Annotated in this window: 15 protein-coding genes and 1 tRNA gene; 4 read left to right on the plus strand and 12 right to left on the minus strand. The window is 58.5% G+C overall.

Annotated elements, in window-relative coordinates; translation table 11 throughout:
- Positions 1 to 83: 83 nt before the first annotated feature.
- Positions 84 to 168, minus strand: a tRNA-Leu gene (locus LBW89_RS00855).
- Positions 169 to 329: 161 nt separating this feature from the next.
- Here LBW89_RS00855 and LBW89_RS00860 point away from each other — a divergent pair.
- Positions 330 to 737 carry a hypothetical protein gene (locus LBW89_RS00860; protein ID WP_225038237.1) on the plus strand — a complete coding sequence of 136 codons (408 nt, stop codon included), beginning with the start codon at positions 330 to 332 and terminating at the stop codon, positions 735 to 737.
- Positions 738 to 811: 74 nt separating this feature from the next.
- Here the strand turns inward: LBW89_RS00860 and LBW89_RS00865 are convergent, their stop codons facing one another.
- The 4 genes from LBW89_RS00865 to LBW89_RS00880 all read right to left on the minus strand — a co-directional run bounded on the left by LBW89_RS00865 (position 812) and on the right by LBW89_RS00880 (position 2,644).
- Positions 812 to 1,156 carry a carboxymuconolactone decarboxylase family protein gene (locus tag LBW89_RS00865; protein ID WP_148450399.1) on the minus strand — a complete coding sequence of 115 codons (345 nt, stop codon included), beginning with the start codon at positions 1,154 to 1,156 and terminating at the stop codon, positions 812 to 814.
- Positions 1,157 to 1,243: 87 nt separating this feature from the next.
- Positions 1,244 to 1,459, minus strand: coding sequence for a hypothetical protein (locus LBW89_RS00870; RefSeq protein ID WP_148450400.1), 216 nt, complete (start codon positions 1,457 to 1,459; stop codon positions 1,244 to 1,246).
- A gap of 175 nt (positions 1,460 to 1,634) precedes the next feature.
- Complete coding sequence (locus LBW89_RS00875; RefSeq protein WP_148450402.1) at positions 1,635 to 1,967, minus strand: hypothetical protein; 333 nt, start codon at positions 1,965 to 1,967, stop codon at positions 1,635 to 1,637.
- A 101-nt stretch (positions 1,968 to 2,068) separates the two neighbouring features.
- Positions 2,069 to 2,644 carry a xanthine phosphoribosyltransferase gene (locus tag LBW89_RS00880; RefSeq protein ID WP_148450403.1) on the minus strand — a complete coding sequence of 192 codons (576 nt, stop codon included), beginning with the start codon at positions 2,642 to 2,644 and terminating at the stop codon, positions 2,069 to 2,071.
- 102 nt (positions 2,645 to 2,746) lie between these two features.
- Between LBW89_RS00880 and LBW89_RS00885 the strand changes: the two genes are divergently transcribed.
- Complete coding sequence (locus tag LBW89_RS00885; protein ID WP_225038238.1) at positions 2,747 to 3,778, plus strand: hypothetical protein; 1,032 nt, start codon at positions 2,747 to 2,749, stop codon at positions 3,776 to 3,778.
- 1 nt (position 3,779) lies between these two features.
- Here the strand turns inward: LBW89_RS00885 and LBW89_RS00890 are convergent, their stop codons facing one another.
- Genes LBW89_RS00890 through LBW89_RS00900 form a run of 3 tightly spaced genes read right to left on the minus strand, consistent with a single transcriptional unit; the run spans position 3,780 to position 9,441 of the window.
- Positions 3,780 to 6,986 (minus strand): AAA family ATPase, encoded by a 3,207-nt coding sequence (locus LBW89_RS00890; protein WP_225038239.1) that lies wholly within the window; start codon positions 6,984 to 6,986, stop codon positions 3,780 to 3,782.
- Complete coding sequence (locus tag LBW89_RS00895) at positions 6,986 to 8,302, minus strand: metallophosphoesterase family protein (protein ID WP_225038240.1); 1,317 nt, start codon at positions 8,300 to 8,302, stop codon at positions 6,986 to 6,988. The genes LBW89_RS00890 and LBW89_RS00895 overlap by 1 nt, the downstream gene beginning before the upstream one ends.
- A gap of 5 nt (positions 8,303 to 8,307) precedes the next feature.
- Complete coding sequence (locus LBW89_RS00900; protein ID WP_225038241.1) at positions 8,308 to 9,441, minus strand: glycosyltransferase family 4 protein; 1,134 nt, start codon at positions 9,439 to 9,441, stop codon at positions 8,308 to 8,310.
- A 509-nt stretch (positions 9,442 to 9,950) separates the two neighbouring features.
- Between LBW89_RS00900 and LBW89_RS00905 the strand changes: the two genes are divergently transcribed.
- Positions 9,951 to 11,366: an RsmB/NOP family class I SAM-dependent RNA methyltransferase gene (locus LBW89_RS00905; protein ID WP_225038242.1), complete on the plus strand. Its 1,416-nt coding sequence runs from the start codon at positions 9,951 to 9,953 to the stop codon at positions 11,364 to 11,366.
- Between the two features lie 83 nt (positions 11,367 to 11,449).
- Here LBW89_RS00905 and LBW89_RS00910 read toward each other — a convergent pair whose 3' ends face one another.
- Positions 11,450 to 12,670 carry a copper amine oxidase N-terminal domain-containing protein gene (locus LBW89_RS00910; RefSeq protein ID WP_225038243.1) on the minus strand — a complete coding sequence of 407 codons (1,221 nt, stop codon included), beginning with the start codon at positions 12,668 to 12,670 and terminating at the stop codon, positions 11,450 to 11,452.
- A gap of 198 nt (positions 12,671 to 12,868) precedes the next feature.
- Between LBW89_RS00910 and LBW89_RS00915 the strand changes: the two genes are divergently transcribed.
- The gene (locus LBW89_RS00915; protein ID WP_211373254.1) at positions 12,869 to 12,964 is read left to right on the plus strand and encodes a YjcZ family sporulation protein; all 96 of its coding nucleotides are present in this window, start codon (positions 12,869 to 12,871) and stop codon (positions 12,962 to 12,964) included.
- A 139-nt stretch (positions 12,965 to 13,103) separates the two neighbouring features.
- Here the strand turns inward: LBW89_RS00915 and LBW89_RS00920 are convergent, their stop codons facing one another.
- Genes LBW89_RS00920 through LBW89_RS00930 form a run of 3 tightly spaced genes read right to left on the minus strand, consistent with a single transcriptional unit; the run spans position 13,104 to position 16,278 of the window.
- Positions 13,104 to 13,928, minus strand: coding sequence for a Cof-type HAD-IIB family hydrolase (locus tag LBW89_RS00920; RefSeq protein ID WP_148450410.1), 825 nt, complete (start codon positions 13,926 to 13,928; stop codon positions 13,104 to 13,106).
- Between the two features lie 22 nt (positions 13,929 to 13,950).
- Positions 13,951 to 14,718, minus strand: a complete 768-nt coding sequence (locus LBW89_RS00925; protein WP_225038244.1) for a pseudouridine synthase — start codon at positions 14,716 to 14,718, stop codon at positions 13,951 to 13,953.
- Positions 14,719 to 14,721: 3 nt separating this feature from the next.
- Positions 14,722 to 16,278 (minus strand): RsmF rRNA methyltransferase first C-terminal domain-containing protein, encoded by a 1,557-nt coding sequence (locus LBW89_RS00930; RefSeq protein WP_225038245.1) that lies wholly within the window; start codon positions 16,276 to 16,278, stop codon positions 14,722 to 14,724.
- Positions 16,279 to 16,282 lie beyond the last annotated feature (4 nt).

The following is a 16,282-nucleotide window of genomic DNA, read 5'->3' on the forward strand; positions in this document are numbered from 1 at the left end:
CCCTTTAATTTACCCCCGGACATGCAAAAAGCTCCTGAATCATCCATATGGACAATTCAGGAGCTCTTTCATTAATATTAGGATGCGGTCGAGAGGACTCGAACCTCCACGGGGGGTTAGCCCACACGGACCTGAACCGTGCGCGTCTGCCAATTCCGCCACGACCGCTTAGTGTCTAACTTACAGAAAATCAATTTCCGCAGCGACAAGATTTATAATAGCATAAAACTATAGACATAGTCAACACTTTTATTTCCTCTTTTAATTCGACGGTATTTTGGCTAAAATAAGAACGTAAGTTCCCATCTTGGATAAGGGGGTTGCTCAAAATGGCTGTACCCGGAATTACGGAAGATGAATTGGCATTGATTCGAAGCGTAGTTCTGCTGCGTTTCATCCGCCGGATTCTGGATCGGGATGCCCGAATTTTGGAGGAAAGCGGCGTTTTGAAGAGCCCGGAGCTCTATACGGGGATTATTCGCGGCGCCGAACGGCGCGCTTCTTTGGTACAGCACGAGATTATGGCGGAATTTCAGAAACGCCGGATCAAGTTCCTGCGCCTGACCCAGGATGAGCATGGGATCGAAGCCGAATATCTCTGCCGAGGTTACGGGGGAGCGATAAAGATGCTCTGGCCCGTCCTCCGCAGCGAAATATCCTCCCGCATCCGCGCCTATTTGGGGTCCGGCAGCACAAGTTTCCCCGAGACGCCGCTGTCCGAGCCGACCATGATCTAGCTTCTCCCGAATAAATGAAGACCCCTATGTTTCCTGTAGAAACATCGGGGTCGCTTGTTTAATGAATACGATCCTTAGTGCATCGGCGTTTGGCCGAGAGCCTCTTGTACGCGAATCACGCCTTGGGACAAGGCATTCCCCGCCAATGCGGCGGAAGCGACCGCCACCGTTTCCAAGAGTTCTTCCTCCGTCGCTCCCTTGGATCTGGCTTCCTCGGTATGATAGAACGTGCAAATTTCATTATTCGTGGACAAGGCGATCCCCAACGCGATCAGCTGCTTGGTTTTGGCGTCCAGCTTGCCGTCCTCGAAGCACTCCCCCGTAAACGCATGATATGCCTCGGTCGCCCCGGGAACGGCGGCTCCGTAGGTGTGGATCTGATCTTTATATGCTCTTATTTTCTCACTGACGAGTGACATGGCTATTCAGGCATCCTTTCTCAGGGATTTGACTTGTCGTTATCCTGACTACCTTACTACCATGTCCCGCCCCGCCGACAAATATGCTTAGAACTCCGGGGAAATCCGCGGCTCTTTGGCCGGAGAGATGCTATAGCGCCGGTCGAGCTTGACCACATTCCGGTTGGGCCTGCGGATCAGCACGTGGGTATCGTCCCAGGCTACGACAATCCCCCGGATGTCGTTCTCGGGGAGCGCGTCGCGTACCACCCGAACCTTCTCACCCGACAAACGAAACGCGTTCAGTTCTTCATCGGAAATCATCGCAATCACCGTCTTTCTGATATAGAATATCACTATCCATCATAAATAAAAAAAGACTCCGCGGCAATCCACGGAGCCTCTTAACACACCATGACCGCAGCTTTACGCCAACGCCCATGATACAACTAAACTATGATCAACCATCGGATGGGCGAGCCACCCTCCCATTTCCATCTTAGCGTTGGGCATGCTCCTTGCTGTCGTTCTTCTCGAACCAGAAATCAAGCACCTTCGCCGACATGACACGCTGCTTCACATATCCGACCTGCTGCGGGCTGAATTCCGCCCTCCAGTCAATACCTAGCTCCTCGCATAGCTCAGCGATCGTCAGCAGTTGTGACCAAGCGACATAGCGCTTATACCAGAAGAACTGGGGATGCTCAAGCATATAGGGATAAAGGTCGTCAAACTCCGTATGTTTGCAATCCAGGGCACGTTCGAAAGTAACCTTGGCATCGGACAATTTAGAAATAAAGAATTCCGCGTTCACTACAGGTTCATTCCCCATTTTATAAGCCTCCTCTCCCTAGTAATCCCCATTATAACGAAAAAAAAGAGGCCTGCAAAGAACTGTTGCAAAATTGGAACGAATTAATTTCTAAGGAATCTTTAGGCGTCGGCAAAAATAACTTGGCCGCCTTCCAGCGAGGCGATTCGTACCAGGGATTCCAGACGGATGCCTTGTTCCCGCAGCGCTTTGGCTCCCGGTTGGAAGCATTTCTCCACCACAATCCCGGCGCCGACCAACTCCGCGCCCGACCGCTCGATGATTTTGACCAGCCCTCTGGCCGCATCCCCGTTCGCGATGATATCGTCGATAAACAAAACCCGATCGTCCGGTGAAATCAGTTCCCGGGAGATCAAAATATCCGTCACGATCCCTTTCGTAAAGGAAGGGACACGTTCGCACAACATATCGGGCTCGGCGAGCAGCGTCTTCTTACGGCGCGCGAACAGCAGGGGAACCCCCAATTCATACGCCGTGGCAAAAGCGATCGCAATGCCCGAGGATTCGACCGTGACCACTCGGGTAACGCCCGCGTCCCGGAAACGCGCGGCAAATTCCCGGCCCATCTCCATCGTCAACTGCGGGTCGACCTGATGATTCAGCAGCGCATCCAGCTTCAGTACCTGATCGGACACCACCACGCCCTGCTCCACGATTCGTTGTTTTAATTTCTCCATTCCTATTCCTCCCGAACTTGATCCATTTAGGGTTTGAGTCATGTCCCGTCCTCGGACAACATACCTTGTACTATATATAGCACATCGGCCGGGGGGAAAACCATGAAAAATGCCGTCAAAGTTTTGCAAATCGCTTTCACCTATATCGGCACGGTCGTCGGTGCCGGCTTTGCGACCGGCCGGGAAATCCTGCAGTTCTTCACCCAGTACGGCAAATGGGGCGCGCTGACGATCCTGCTCGCCTCGGTCTTGTTTGTCTGGCTGGGGACCAAAATGATGCTCCTAGCCCGCAGCATTCGCGCAGAATCTTACGAAGACCTGAACCGGAAACTGTTCGGAAATCGCTTCGGCCAGATCTTGAGCCTGTTCACCATGATCGTTCTGATCGGGGTCAACAGCGTGATGCTGGCCGGAGCCGGTTCGGTCTTCCAGGAGCATTTCGGGATAAACTACCAAATCGGGTTGTGGATCACCCTCACCCTTACGTACATCCTGCTGGGCAAAGGCATCGACGGGGTGATGAAACTGAACTCCCTGGTCGTCCCCATGATGATTACGCTGTCCTTGGCGATCATTTTTAATACGGCGGGATCGCCGGGAGCCGCCCGGTTTCTGACGCTTGGCACCGACCACGGATTGCTGGCGACCTGGGCCTCCCCCTTGATGTACACCGCCTTCAATCTATCCATGGCCCAGGCCGTTCTCGTCCCGATCGGCAGCCGGACGGAGAATCGCCGCGTCATTATTTGGGGCGGATTGCTCGGCGGGACAGGTGTCGGCTTCATGCTTATGGCCGGACATTTTGCCCTGTCGGCCAACATGCCGGGGATCTCGCAATTCGAAATCCCCATGGGCAGCATCGCCCAACAAATGGGGACCACCATCCAGCTCATTTATCTTGTGCTGATCTTCATGGAAATTTTCAGCACCTTTGTCGCCGACGTCTACGGTGTAACGCTCCAGCTCAAACAGCGGCTGCAGCTGTCGCCCCGGCTGATCTCGGCCTGCATTTTGCTGATCTGTTATCTGACAAGCCAGTTCGGCTTCAGCACCCTGCTGTCCATCCTCTACCCGGCGTTCGGGATGTTCAGCCTGCTGTGGGCCGTCATGCTCGCGCTTTACCGCCAGCGCTGATTTAAACCAGGTCCACGAACTGGACATCCCCCAGTTGGCTGCGGACGCCGTCCGCCACATGGGCATGGCAGGTCATAAGCACCAACTGCCTGCTGGCGGAAACCTCCTTGAGGACGGACAGAACCCCGGACAATCGCCCCGCGTCGAAGTTGACGAACAGATCGTCGAGAAGCAGCGGCAAGCTTTCCCGGCCTGAAACGGCCTCCGACAGCGCAAGCCGCATCGCCAGAAATAGCTGTTCCGCCGTTCCCCGGCTCAAATAGGAGCTGGAGACCGGCCCGGCGTCCCGATGCTCGGCCATTAATTCCTGGCTGCCCATTTTGACGAGAATGCGGCTGTACGCGCCCCCCGTCATCTTTTCAAAATAACGCGAGGCTTTCCGGAGCACCACGGGCTGCCGCTCCTCCTCATAAATGTTGCGCACCCGCGCGATCAGCTCCTGGCACACCGCCAAGACCGCATATCGGTCAAAAGCTTCCCCTAATGCGGCTTGCCGCTCCGCCAGTTGCTGATTCACGTCATCTTCCAGCCCCCGCTGTTCCAGCGTCTCTTTCTCTTGAAGCAGACGGCCTCGCCGTTCTATAAGAAGCTGCCTGTGCTGTTTCGCTTCATGGAGCCGCTTTCCGGCTTCCTCCGACATCCTGAGCAGCATTCCCTCTTCATAATCCCGCTGCAGTTCTTCAAGCCGCCGGCGCTCCGCTTCCCCCATCGTTCCGAACAAAACAAGCTCGGCCTGCCTGAGTTCCGCCATCAGCTTCTCCCTTTTGTCGGCCTCGGCGCCGAAGCGCAAATACATCTCGCCGTTCGCCGCCCCGCTTTCGTCAATCAAGTGACGCTCGGCGGCGGCGATCGCTTCCAGCCGGTCTTTCCGTCTGTCCAGCTCCTCCTCGATCGGGGCCAGCCTGTCGGTCAGGCGCTGTTGCTTCGCCTGAAGCTCCAGCTGGATATCCAATTCCGCCATCGCCCGGCGAACGAAGGCGGCCATGGCCCCCGGCCCGGCGGATTCCGCTTCGGGAAGCTCGCCGAACAAGGCGCGGCCCTCCCGCTCAAAGGCGTCCGCCTCCAGCTTGCTTGCTGCAAGCTTGGCAGACAAAGCTTCCAGGCGGGATAACCACTCCCTGCCTTGCTCGGCCAGCCGGAACACATCCATCGCCGCTTCCGGGGACAAATCGCCGGGCAGCCGGCGTTCCCGCAGCCAATCCTCCCATTCGCGGGCCAGGCCGGCGAATTCGGTCTCTTTCCGCGCCAGCTCCCGCTGTAATCCGGCCAGTTCGTCCAGCTTCCCGGCCGTCTTCCTGCGGGCGTCCGCCGCGGCCGCTTCCAGTGCCGTATGGCGCTGATCCCACAGCTGCCACTGCTCCATCAGCCGGCGCAGCGCCCTTTCTTCCTCGTCCCAGCGCGCCGGTTCGGCCAAACTGGCCGCCACGCCCTGGGTTCCCGCCGCGGTCAGCGGGGAGGCAATCAGCCGCGGCAAGATCTCCCGCAGCCGCAACTCCTCGGGCGAAGCCGCCGGCTCTGAAAGCATGCGGCCTCCGCGCCGCCGCTGCCGGGGTTTCCGGCCGCCGGGTTCGCGGAGGGCCAGCAGCAGGTAAGCGTCGATGACGAGCAGCACCGCGCCGCCGAGCAGGGCGCTCCATCCCGAATGCGCCACCAGCCACAACAAGACCGGCAGAAGCACGGTCAAGACCGCCGATACGCCAAGCAGCCGTTGCTGGAAGCCGCGGACATGGGCTTTCGCCGCCGCTTCGGCCTCGGCCGTGCGGAGCATCTCCTGAACGGTCGAGGCCGAAGCTCTCCAACGGTCCAGCAGTCCTTGAATTTCGCTCCAAAGCCGGCGAACTTCATTCCCGTCCTTCGGCACCACATCGCCGAACTGCCGCCGCCCTGCCCCCGCACTGGCCTGAAGCTGATCCAGCGCACCGGCATGGACAGCCTCCAGCGACGAGGCTTCCCGCTCCAGCTTCATCCGTTCATGGTGCAGCAAATCCACCGTTTTATCGTACTCCTGGAACCTGGCGGTAAACCGCCGGACCGCTTCCTTCTCCCCGACGGTCCCCCCGAAGGCGCGCAAATCGTCCGCCGTCCAATCCGGATGGATGCTGCGCAAAGCATGCTCCAGCCGGTTTCGGAGCTGCTCCGCTTCCGACCGCAGTTCCGCCGCTTCCCGGATGCCGCTCTCATACCGCTCCAGCCGGCCCGCCAGCGAGCGGATACCGGCTTCCTGTTCCAGCAGCGCGAGATCCGGCTGGACCGCTTCCAGCTCGCCTTGCAAAACGGCGCGCTTTCGCAGGAGCTCCGCGGCTTCCAGCTCCAGCCGCGCCCTCTCCTCCTGGAGCCGTTCCCAGCGGGATAGCCCTTGCTCCGGGAAGGTCGCGCGTTCCGGGAGCTCGGCCAGCTCCGCCCGGAGCGCTTCCCGCCGGAGCCAGTCGGCGCGGGTAGCCGCGGCCTTTTCCAACCGCAGCGCTTCGGCGGCTCGCCGCTCCAGTTCCGCTTCCCCCGCATCCAGTTCTGCACCGACCTCTTCCAGCTCCTTCAACACCTCGCGGTACCGGGGAAGCAGCGCTTTTGCCGCGGCGGCTCGCCGCTCCAGTTGTTCGATGGACTGGATGATCCCCGCCATCTCCTGATTCCGGCCCCGCGGGCGGTACAGCTTGTCCATCTCCTGGGCAAGTTTCTTCTCCCCGCGCAAAACGGCGGCGCCTCCGCCGATGCCCGCATGAAACAGAAAGCGGCTCATCTCTTCGGACTGCAGCGCGGAAACCTCCTGCAGTTCGCTCAGCGAGATGGCGAACAGCTGGCGGAACATCTCCTTGGACATGCCGCCAAGCAGCTCCCGCTCCAGCTCTTCCTGCGCCGGCTCGCGGAGTTCGCCGCCCGGGCCCGTGCGGGTGATGCGCAGTTGATCGCCGCGCCCTCCCACCGGGGAGGCCCCTTCCCGGGAACGCGCATAGCGCTCGATCGTCCACAAGCTCCCCTCGCTGTCCCGGAGGGTCAGCCTACCGCCGTGCGCTCCGCCGCGTAGCGGTTCATAACGCATCGCGCCATAGGTCCGCGACGGAATGCCGAACAGCATGGCGCGGACAAAACCGAGCAGGGTGCTTTTGCCCGCCTCATTAGGACCGTACAGTACCGTTACCGGCCCTTTGAACTCGATTTCTTTGTGCTCCAGTCGGCCAAAGCCTTGAATCTGCAGTTTCTCCAGCCGCATTAATCAGACCCTCCCCGCATGTCTTCCTCCAGCAGGAACGACGCCGCCAGAGCCCCGGCCTGTTCGATCAGCTCCCGATGCTCCCCCGGGCCGAGCGATTTCAAAAGTTCGCGGAGATGGCGGTTATCCATCAGCGGAGTCAGCGCGGTGTCGACCAGTTCGTCCCGGAGATCGCCGCTGGACAAGGCCCGATCCGTCAGCCGGAGCAGTTCCCCGAGGAAGCTGTCCTCCTCCGCCAGCCGACCCCGGTCGATGTCCGGCCCGGTTTTGGCTTTGAAGCCGACCGGCCAAACCACGGAATGAAGCGGCAGCGAAGCGTCGGCGTCCAAACGCCCCGTCTCCCGCCGCTGCAGTTCCGCCAGCAGATCGTGGCCCCCCCTTCCGTTTTGGAGCAAGGCGTGCAGCGGGCCCCGTCCGGTAAACGTGAAACGGACGACTCCGGTTTTGCCCGACAAGTCTATACGAACTTCCTCCAGTCGTTCCTCCACCCGCTCTTTCCAGGCCTCTTCCGTGGCCAGCTCCCCAATCGGGATCGATAGCTCGGCCCATCGGACATGATCCAGCTCCCGGAAATGGAGACTCGTCTCTCCGTTATCGTCCACTTCGACAAGGTAGCAGCCTTTCGGTCCAGTCTCTTTCAGGCTGCGTCCCTGCAGGTTGCCCGGGTAAACGACCCAAGGCGATTCGCTTAAAATTTGGCGTTTATGAATATGCCCGAGCGCCCAGTAATCGTAACCCGACGCGCGCAGGTCCTTGAGCGAGCAGGGTGAATAGGCGTCATGCCCCTCCTGCCCGTCCACATTGGCATGAAGCAGCGCGATGTGATACAGCGGCGAAGCCCGGTCGCGCCGGAACAACAGGGCGGTGTTCTCCGTAACCGCCGCCGTCGGGTAGGAGATGCCGCTGACGACCGCAACGGGCTGTCCGTCCGTGCGGCGTACCGCCGTCGCGGATTCCGGCCGGCTTCCGCCGAAGACCGTGACATTGCGCGGCAAGGATAAGCGCAGCCGACTGCTGCTTAAGGGATCGTGATTTCCGTGGATGACGTAAACCGGAATGTTGGCACAGGCCAGCGTGTTCCAGGCTTCCTGAAGCCTTAGCTGGGCTCTGAGCGAAGATTCGGATGCGTCGTACACATCCCCGCTGACGACGACAAAGTCGACTTCACTTGATATGGCAAGGTCCACCAGATCGCCGAGCGCGGCGAAGGTGGACTCTTGAAGGTGGCGCCGAAGCCGGTCCGGCAGCCCGGACATGCCCGCAAACGGGGTGTCCAGGTGCAGATCGGCGGCGTGAATGAATCGAAACGCAGGCATGAGGCTCACTCTTTCATCGGTTGAAATTGCAGATACACTTTTTTCAGTTCATGGACGACCCGGTTCAGGGAATAATGGTTCTTCGCATACTCCGATCCCGAACGGGCCAATTGGTAGCGGTAGTCCGGATCGCCGATCACTTTCTCGAGGGCGTCCGCCAGCAGGATCGGCTCCTCGGGCGGTACGAGCAGTCCGTTCGACCCGTTCTCGATCTGCTCGGCGATCCCCCCTACGTCCGAGCCGACGAGGGCCAGCGAGCAGAGCGCAGCCTCGGCGAACACCGAGCCGAACGCCTCCGCCCGCGAAGGCAGTACGAAAATATCGAAGAAAGGCATAAACTCCTCGGGATGCAGGGTATATCCGTAAAAAATCGTCTCGTTATAGATCCCCAGCCGCTGCGCCAATTCCTCCAGTTCCTTGCGGATCGGCCCGTCGCCGATGATGTGAAGGACGTAGGGCAATCCGCGGTTCTTCAGCTCGGCGCACGCCTCAAGCAGCGTATCGAGCCCTTTGGCCGGGACGAGCCGGCAGACGGTGACCAGTTGGGCCACCTCATTCTCGTGCGGGACCGGCTTGAACCTTTTCTCGTCAAAGCCGTTGGGTATGACCCCGATCTTCTCGGGATGATTGACGTAAGGACTTAAATAGTCGCGAAATGACCGGGATACGGTAAGCATCAGATCGGTCCGATGCTCCAGTTCCCTATAAAGGGATGTCAAAAAGCGGTGTTCCAAGCCGTCCGGCTGAATCCGGCCGTTCAGAATCAATTCCCGCTCATAACTGGAGTGAATGCTTTGAATCACCGGGGTTTCCGGAAAAACCTCTTTCATCGCCATTCCGACGATCGGATGATGGGCATGGATCAGGTCGAACGGCCGCTGCAACCGCAGTTTCGTCCACCATAGATAGTCCTTGTAGGTCTGCACATATTTTTGCACGATCGGGCTTTCCTCGAATTCATGCCAGTCAAAGGTATGAAACTTCACCGGTTCGCTGCCCTTGCCGCGGATCCGTTTCGGTAAGGAAAACAGCTCCATTTCCCAATGGGGGGGATTAAACCGGTCCTGCAAATAGGGAATCATAGAGGATACGCCTCCGGGCTGTTCCGGAGGAAAGAATAAGGCCTGCAGCAATCTCATAAGGGTTCTCCTTTGCTCTTCTCTTTCTAGTCGCGGATGAACCGCTTGCTACTTCAATTATGCCATAGGCCGGACGGAACATCCATTCCCCTTTTGAGAATAAAAAACAATGTGATAAACTGCTCTAGGAAAATATGTCCCGGCGCGGCTAGTTCCGTTAGGCGGCACTGCCTCCAACTGATATGGTAAAAATTCCTGCAATTCTGCAGGCTTTTATCGTGCAGTGAGCCAAAAAATCAAAATTCCTGCAAATCTGCAAGCTTTTTGAGCAAGACAGCGCTCATTGCCCGGATAAGTTCGAAATTCCTGCACTTTTGCATCTTTTCAAACCCGGGCGTATTGGGCCGGCAAAAATTGCTGCAGATTTGCATCTTTTTGAAACTTACCCGCTCGACTCGCGGCACAACTCAACACAAATTAGATTAGCTAACGGGTGAGCCGACGACGCCTCAACAGACAACAGGGGGATACCGGCGGAGAAACCTATTTGGAAGGAGTACAAAAAGAACATGACATTATCAGCCCTGCCCGGCGAGTTTCGGAATGCCGTCTTTACCATGCTCGGTACGGCCGAAGGGGAGGCTTTTTTACGAAGCTATGCCGCCCCGCGCAGCTACGGGCTTCGCCTCAATACGCTGAAGGTCGGCCTCAGCACGGCCGCGGCCGACAAACTCGCCGCCCTGTTCGCCTTGCGGCCTGTTCCCTGGTGCGAGACGGGCTTTTACTACGAAGAGCGGACCCGCCCGGGCAAACAGGCATATCATGCCGCCGGATTATATTATATTCAGGAACCCTCGGCCATGTCGGCCGTGGAGCTGCTGGATCCCCGGCCCGGGGAGACCGTGCTGGATCTGGCCGCCGCCCCCGGCGGCAAAACGACGCAGATCGCGGCGAAAATGCGCGGCGAAGGCCTCTTGATCAGCAATGAAATCCACCCGCAACGCGCGCGGATTCTGGCCGAGAACGTCGAGAGAATGGGCATCCGCAACACCATCGTCACCCAAGCCGCTCCCCCGGAGCTGTCCGCGCGCTTTCCGCTGGCGTTCGACCGGATCATGCTGGACGCCCCCTGCTCCGGAGAAGGCATGTTCCGCAAAGATCCCGACGCGATCCAGGAATGGTCGCCGGAAGCGGTGGAACTGTGCGCCGCCCGGCAGTGGGACATTCTGCAGGATGCCGTCGCCATGCTGAAGCCCGGAGGGCGTCTCGCCTACTCCACCTGCACGTTCAATCGCCGGGAGAACGAAGAGACGATCGCCCGGCTGCTCGAGTCCTTCCCCTTCCTTAAACTTGTGGCCGAGAAGCGAATCTGGCCGCACGTTCAGGAGGGAGAAGGCCACTACGTCGCCTTGCTGGAGCGCGAGCTTTCCGGCGCAGCGGGCTCGGACGGCCCCGGACAAGCCGTCTCCGGCAGCAAGCGGAAAGGGAAAGACCGCGGCCGCGCGGGTAAAGACGCCGCGGCCGTCCGGGAAACGGCGGCGGCCTGGCAGGCGTTCCGCGACTTTGCGGCCGAAGCGCTGCCGGGCCTCCGGGTGGACGGCGAGCCGGTCCTGTTCGGGGAGGCGCTGTATTTGCTGCCGCGCAGCGAAGGGCTCGCCCTCACGCCCGGCATGCTGTCCGGGCTGAAAATCCCGCGGGCCGGCCTCCAGCTGGGCGAAGCCCGCAAGGGCCGGTTCGAGCCGGCCCATGCGCTGGCCATGGCCGCGGCCGCCGGCGATGCGGCCCGCGTCGTGACGCTGGACGCGGATGCCCCGTCGGCGGCGGCATTCCTGCACGGGGACACGCTGCCCGTGCAGGATCATCTCCGCGGCTGGTGCCTCGTCACCGTCGCCTGCGGCGGGGACAGCTTCCCGCTCGGCTGGGGCAAAGCGAGCGGCGGGCAGCTCAAGAACCACCTGCCCAAAGGGTTGCGCCAACCCGGCTAAGCCGCAGCCGTAATAAAGCGAAGAGGACGCAAGGCCCTCCAAATGGGCTTGCGTCCTCTTTTTCATCGATTCCCGGTTATCACTTACTTCGCCGCAGGCGCGACTTCCCCGGTTTTCCGGTTATAGGTGTATGTCTTGACTCCTTCATTATCAAACGGACTTTCATAGCCGAAGACCAGAAGTCCGCCGGCAGATTCCTCGCCCAGATACTTCAGCAGATCTCCGTGGTAAGGGACATCGTTGTTCAGCGCGTACTCCAAATCTTCGCCTTTCAGCAGTTTCTCCGGCAGATTAACGGTCGTCTTATCGTCCAAATTGATCAGCGTCAGCAGACCCGTCTGATTCGGACGGACAACGAGGTAATCCTCGCCCGCTCCCAGCACGGCATACGTTTCATCCTTGCCTCCCAATGCGGGCAGATCGTATTTCTCGATCTCTTTCCCTTGCGTGTCGTATACGGACAGCGTCTTGCCGTCGGTCAGCAGGAGGCGTTCCTCGGATTTGTTGCTTTGCGGATCGCGGACCATATAAGCCACCGCGTTCTCTTCATAACGCTGGAAGTATTTCGCCTTCTTCTGGGCGACGATTTTGTTGCCGTGGACAAGGACTCCGTACGCGGCATAATGGACATGAGGTTCGCCATAGTTATCCAAAATGGTCACCACCATGTCTCCCGAGCCGGCAATGTACGAGTGTATGGACACAAATTCCTCGAATTTGCCCTCAACTTTTCCGGCTCGAACCGGTTTTTGTTCATAAGGGTGGGCGATATAAAGGTCGCCGGTATTCCGGTTTAGCCAAAACATGCTGTCCACTCCGGTCCCTTTTACAAAAGCCTGGCTGTGTTTGATGCTCACCGTCCGCTTTGATGCGTTCCATTTCACATCCGCCCCGGTCGTTTCCGACAGGAAGCGCAGCGGTACATAAATCCGCCCCTTCACAATTCTCGGGGAGTCCGTCAAGGCTTTGGTTTTCCCGTTAACCGTCGCCTTCTGTGTCCCGTAGTTTAGCTGTACCGTAAGTTCGGGGTAGGTCATCGTCACGGTTTTCGCGGATCCGTTCCAGAAGACGACGCTGCCGAGCAGTTCGCCCATGTCCCGCAAAGGCAGGAAGACGGTACCGTTCTTCACGAAGGGCGCCTCATTCGGTTTAAACTCTGCTCCGTTCATCGTAATCTGAATCCCGCTGGATTGGGCATTGGATTTGGCCGCGGCCGCCGATCCGGATGCAGGTACCGACAAGGCCATTACTGCGGCGAGTGCGGCATGGGCGGCGACAACAGATAATTTAAACTTTCGAATCATTCCTAAAAACCTCCCGTAGTTCATATCATAATGAAATTTTACACTTCTTTAAGACGTTTCGAATCAGCGATATGTTACGGCACTATCCCATTTCTTCGAAAGAAAGGCCCCGGTCCATACCGTTTGCCTCCGCGGGCATACAATACGATATCCCGCTAACCGCGGGGGATGAGATCAGTAAATAAGGGAGGAATAACCATGGGTGAAATTTATGGCGGCGGCTTCACTTCGACAGGCGTTATCCTGGTGCTTTTCATCTTGCTCGTTATCGTATCCCGCGCATGGGTCCTGTAACTCGAGCGCGAGGCTGCGAAACGCATACTTCCTCTTGAACTAAAAAAGCGCGGGCCTTCAGGGGATGCCCCTGGTTGCCCGCGCCTTTTCCTTTGCGTTGTTCGCATACTGTCAACATTTAAGCACCCGAACGCTCCGCTTATCTGACGGACTGACCGAGGCAATACTTTTCCAGAGCCTGCTTCACGCCCTCTTCATTATTCGACGCCGTCACCGCGTTTGCCGCCGCTTTGACTTCCAACGGCGAATTGTCCATCGCGATCCCGAGCCCGGCATAGGTCAGCATGGTCAGATCATTATAATAGTTGCCGATCGCCATCACTTCTTCCGGCTGAAAGCCGCGTTTCTCGGCGAGCTTCTTTAATGCGGCCCCCTTGGAGGCTTCCTTGTGCATAATGTCGATGAAAAAATCGCCGCTCCGCAAAACATTGAATTCCTGCGTCCAACCGTTCCAGTCGGATTGAATGCGGTCCAGTTCATCCTTTTTGGCGGTGACGGTCATTTTTACGATCGGTTCCTTGAAACTCGCCCAATCCGGCAAGTCCTGCGGCTCCATCATAAACAGATGGTACATATCGAGCGCTTCCTTGCTGAGCTGAGACGCTCCCGGCACATACAGGACGAAGGTGGTATTGATGTCATAATGAACGTTATGCTCCCGGCAGTAGTCCATATATCTGTCCAGCCCCTTCGCATCAAGCGCGAATTCGTGTACGATTTCTTCGGTCTGCACATCAACGGTGGCCGCTCCGTTATGCGTAATTACATAGCCGCCCAGTCCCATTTCCCGCATAAAAGGAATCGAATTGACCGGCGCGCGTCCGGTGCACAGCACGAATTCCGTTCCCTGCGCGGCAATCCGGCGGATCGTTTCCGCCGTACCGGCCGTAAGCTCATGATCATCGTTCAACAGCGTTCCGTCCACATCCAGAGCGATCAGTTTGTATTTCTTCTCCATCTCCATGACTCTCCTTTTCAGACGGCGGTTACTCCACCGGTTTATTTTTATAGGACCGCAGCGCTTCCAGTTCTTCGGCCGAAAGCTCGCGGAAAGCCCCTTTGGGCAGCGCTTCGTCTAGTGCAAGCGGGCCCATGGAGACCCTTTTTAAATACGTGACTTTGGAGCCCACCGACTCAAGCATTCGTTTCACCTGATGGAACTTTCCCTCCGAAATCGTAAGAGCGATTGTTGTACGGGGACTTCCGTCTCCATAGCTGCCCCGCTCCAATACCTCCATTTGGGCCGGCAGCGTTACATAACCGTCGTCCAGCTCCACGCCCTCGGCAAAGCGTGCGGCTTCCCGGTCGCCGATCAGACCAACGCAATCGGCGTGGTAAGTTTTCGGCACATGCTTCCGGGGCGATAACAGATCATGGGCCAACTGCCCGTCGTTGGTCAACAGGAGCAGGCCCTCCGTGTCCTTGTCGAGCCTGCCTACCGGAAACGGCGAGAAGACGCGGAATTCCCCCGGCAGGAGATCCAGCACCGTTTTTTCCCGAACGTCTTCCGTCGCCGAAATAACCCCGGGCGGTTTATGAAGCATGATATACACAAACTCCCGATAAACGACGCGTTCTCCGTCCACTTCCAGGACGTCGAGGTCGGGATGGCACTGCATCCCGCTATCCTTGACCACCGAGCCGTTTAAAGTAATGCGGCCCTGCTTCGCCATTTTTTTCAGGTCCGAACGGGACCCGTAGCCCAAATTGCCCAATATTTTATCGATTCGCTGCGTTTTTTTTCCTTCGCCCACCGTTTAAGTCCACCTCCAGCCTGCAGGGTATTCGTTTTTCAACAGGCCGTCCAGCCACTTTCCAAAGCCCAGGGAAAACCCGTCTACCGTCACCAGCACGAAGCCTTTCGCGCCGATCTTCGCGGGCCGGCGTATCCGTGATTCCGCGATTTCCAGGGTTTCTCCTTTCAAATAACGGATCGCTTCCCCATCCGCAAGCGATAAATCCAGGACCCGCAGGGCTTCGTCGGCTTTCAGCGCGGCGGCCAGCGGATGTCCCGGTTGAAATCTGCCGTTCTTCACCGTCCCGACATACCAGCCCGGACGCACGGTTTTCAACCCGTCCAACCGCTCCTTCGCTACCGGGGAAATATACACATGGCCTCCGAACAACAGCGCCTCACCATCCGGAATTGCGGCCAGATGTTCCGACGCAAAGGCGCGCCAGCTATCCGCCAGTTCCCGCTCGTTCGGGGCCTTTTTACCCGGATGCCGCACCGGCTCGTTCCGTCCCCGCCGCTGTCGGGATACGGGGCTATTCCCCGAGCTCCGCCCTTCCGCGGACAAGCCCGCCGGCTCCTCACTCACCGGCCTCGTTTCGCCTTTGTGCTGCAAGACGGCGAGAAAATGCCCCTCGCCTTCGATGAGGTGAGGCCACAGTCTTCCGCAGCGGGAGGTAGCGTCCGCCTCAGGCCCCTCCAGGGCCGACGGGGATACGGAGTCCTCCTCCGGCAAAGCCTGTGCTTTCTCCGCCAGCATGGCCAGCCAGTCGGGGCGCCCCGGTGAGAACCCCCTGCCCTCGGGGAGGGGTATCAGTCCGAACGCCGGGTTTTGTTCCAAAAACGCGGCGATCTGCGCTTCGTTCTCTTCGGGCGCGAACGTGCAGGTCGAATAGACGATCCTGCCTCCGGGAGCCAGCAGCGAGGCGGCCGTGCGCAAAATATCCCGCTGCATGACCGTGCACTTGGCGATGGAATGCCGTTCCCACTGCCTGGCCATATCCTCGTCCTTGCGGAACATGCCTTCTCCCGAGCATGGAGCATCGATCAGAATTTTATTGAAATAGCCGGGAAACGCCCGGGCGATCCGCTCCGGCGTCTCGTTCAGCACGATGGCGTTCCGGACGCCGTAGAGCTCCATATTTTTGGCCAGCGCCTTCGTCCGTTCCGCACTGATATCATTCGTCACCAAGATCCCCTGCCCGTTCAGCTTGGCCGCGATTTGCGTCGATTTCCCGCCCGGTGCGGCGCACAGATCGAGGACCCGGTCTCCCGGCCGGATGTCCAACACTTCCGCCGGCGCCATCGCGCTCGGCTCCTGGATGTAATAAAGACCCGCATGATAATACGGGTGTTTGCCGGGCCGCAGACTCTCGTCCACATAAAAGCCGCTGTCGCACCAGGGGATCGGGCGAAGCTCGAAGGGAGAAATCTCGCTGAACTCCCGAACGCCGATCTTCAAGGTATTGACCCGTATCCCCGCGTAGCGCGGGTTATCGTAAGATGCGAGAAAATCATCGTATTGATCGCCCAAAAAGGCTTCCATTCGTTGTAAAAAAGCAACGGGTAACTGTACCGCCATATTT

It is taken from the genome of Paenibacillus sp. alder61 (genome assembly GCF_020179875.1).
In the GTDB taxonomy this organism is placed as follows: domain Bacteria; phylum Bacillota; class Bacilli; order Paenibacillales; family Paenibacillaceae; genus Fontibacillus; species Fontibacillus faecis.

Coding starts and splice junctions, on each gene's coding strand:
- LBW89_RS00920 (WP_148450410.1), bottom strand. CDS start 13,928: ATGGAGATGGAGAAGAAATACAAACTGATCGCTCTGGATGTGGACGGA.
- LBW89_RS00885 (WP_225038238.1), top strand. CDS start 2,747: ATGAAAAATGCCGTCAAAGTTTTGCAAATCGCTTTCACCTATATCGGC.
- LBW89_RS00915 (WP_211373254.1), top strand. CDS start 12,869: ATGGGTGAAATTTATGGCGGCGGCTTCACTTCGACAGGCGTTATCCTG.
- LBW89_RS00890 (WP_225038239.1), bottom strand. CDS start 6,986: ATGCGGCTGGAGAAACTGCAGATTCAAGGCTTTGGCCGACTGGAGCAC.
- LBW89_RS00860 (WP_225038237.1), top strand. CDS start 330: ATGGCTGTACCCGGAATTACGGAAGATGAATTGGCATTGATTCGAAGC.
- LBW89_RS00910 (WP_225038243.1), bottom strand. CDS start 12,670: ATGATTCGAAAGTTTAAATTATCTGTTGTCGCCGCCCATGCCGCACTC.
- LBW89_RS00930 (WP_225038245.1), bottom strand. CDS start 16,278: ATGGCGGTACAGTTACCCGTTGCTTTTTTACAACGAATGGAAGCCTTT.
- LBW89_RS00865 (WP_148450399.1), bottom strand. CDS start 1,156: ATGTCACTCGTCAGTGAGAAAATAAGAGCATATAAAGATCAGATCCAC.
- LBW89_RS00875 (WP_148450402.1), bottom strand. CDS start 1,967: ATGGGGAATGAACCTGTAGTGAACGCGGAATTCTTTATTTCTAAATTG.
- LBW89_RS00870 (WP_148450400.1), bottom strand. CDS start 1,459: ATGATTTCCGATGAAGAACTGAACGCGTTTCGTTTGTCGGGTGAGAAG.
- LBW89_RS00880 (WP_148450403.1), bottom strand. CDS start 2,644: ATGGAGAAATTAAAACAACGAATCGTGGAGCAGGGCGTGGTGGTGTCC.
- LBW89_RS00895 (WP_225038240.1), bottom strand. CDS start 8,302: ATGCCTGCGTTTCGATTCATTCACGCCGCCGATCTGCACCTGGACACC.
- LBW89_RS00900 (WP_225038241.1), bottom strand. CDS start 9,441: ATGAGATTGCTGCAGGCCTTATTCTTTCCTCCGGAACAGCCCGGAGGC.
- LBW89_RS00905 (WP_225038242.1), top strand. CDS start 9,951: ATGACATTATCAGCCCTGCCCGGCGAGTTTCGGAATGCCGTCTTTACC.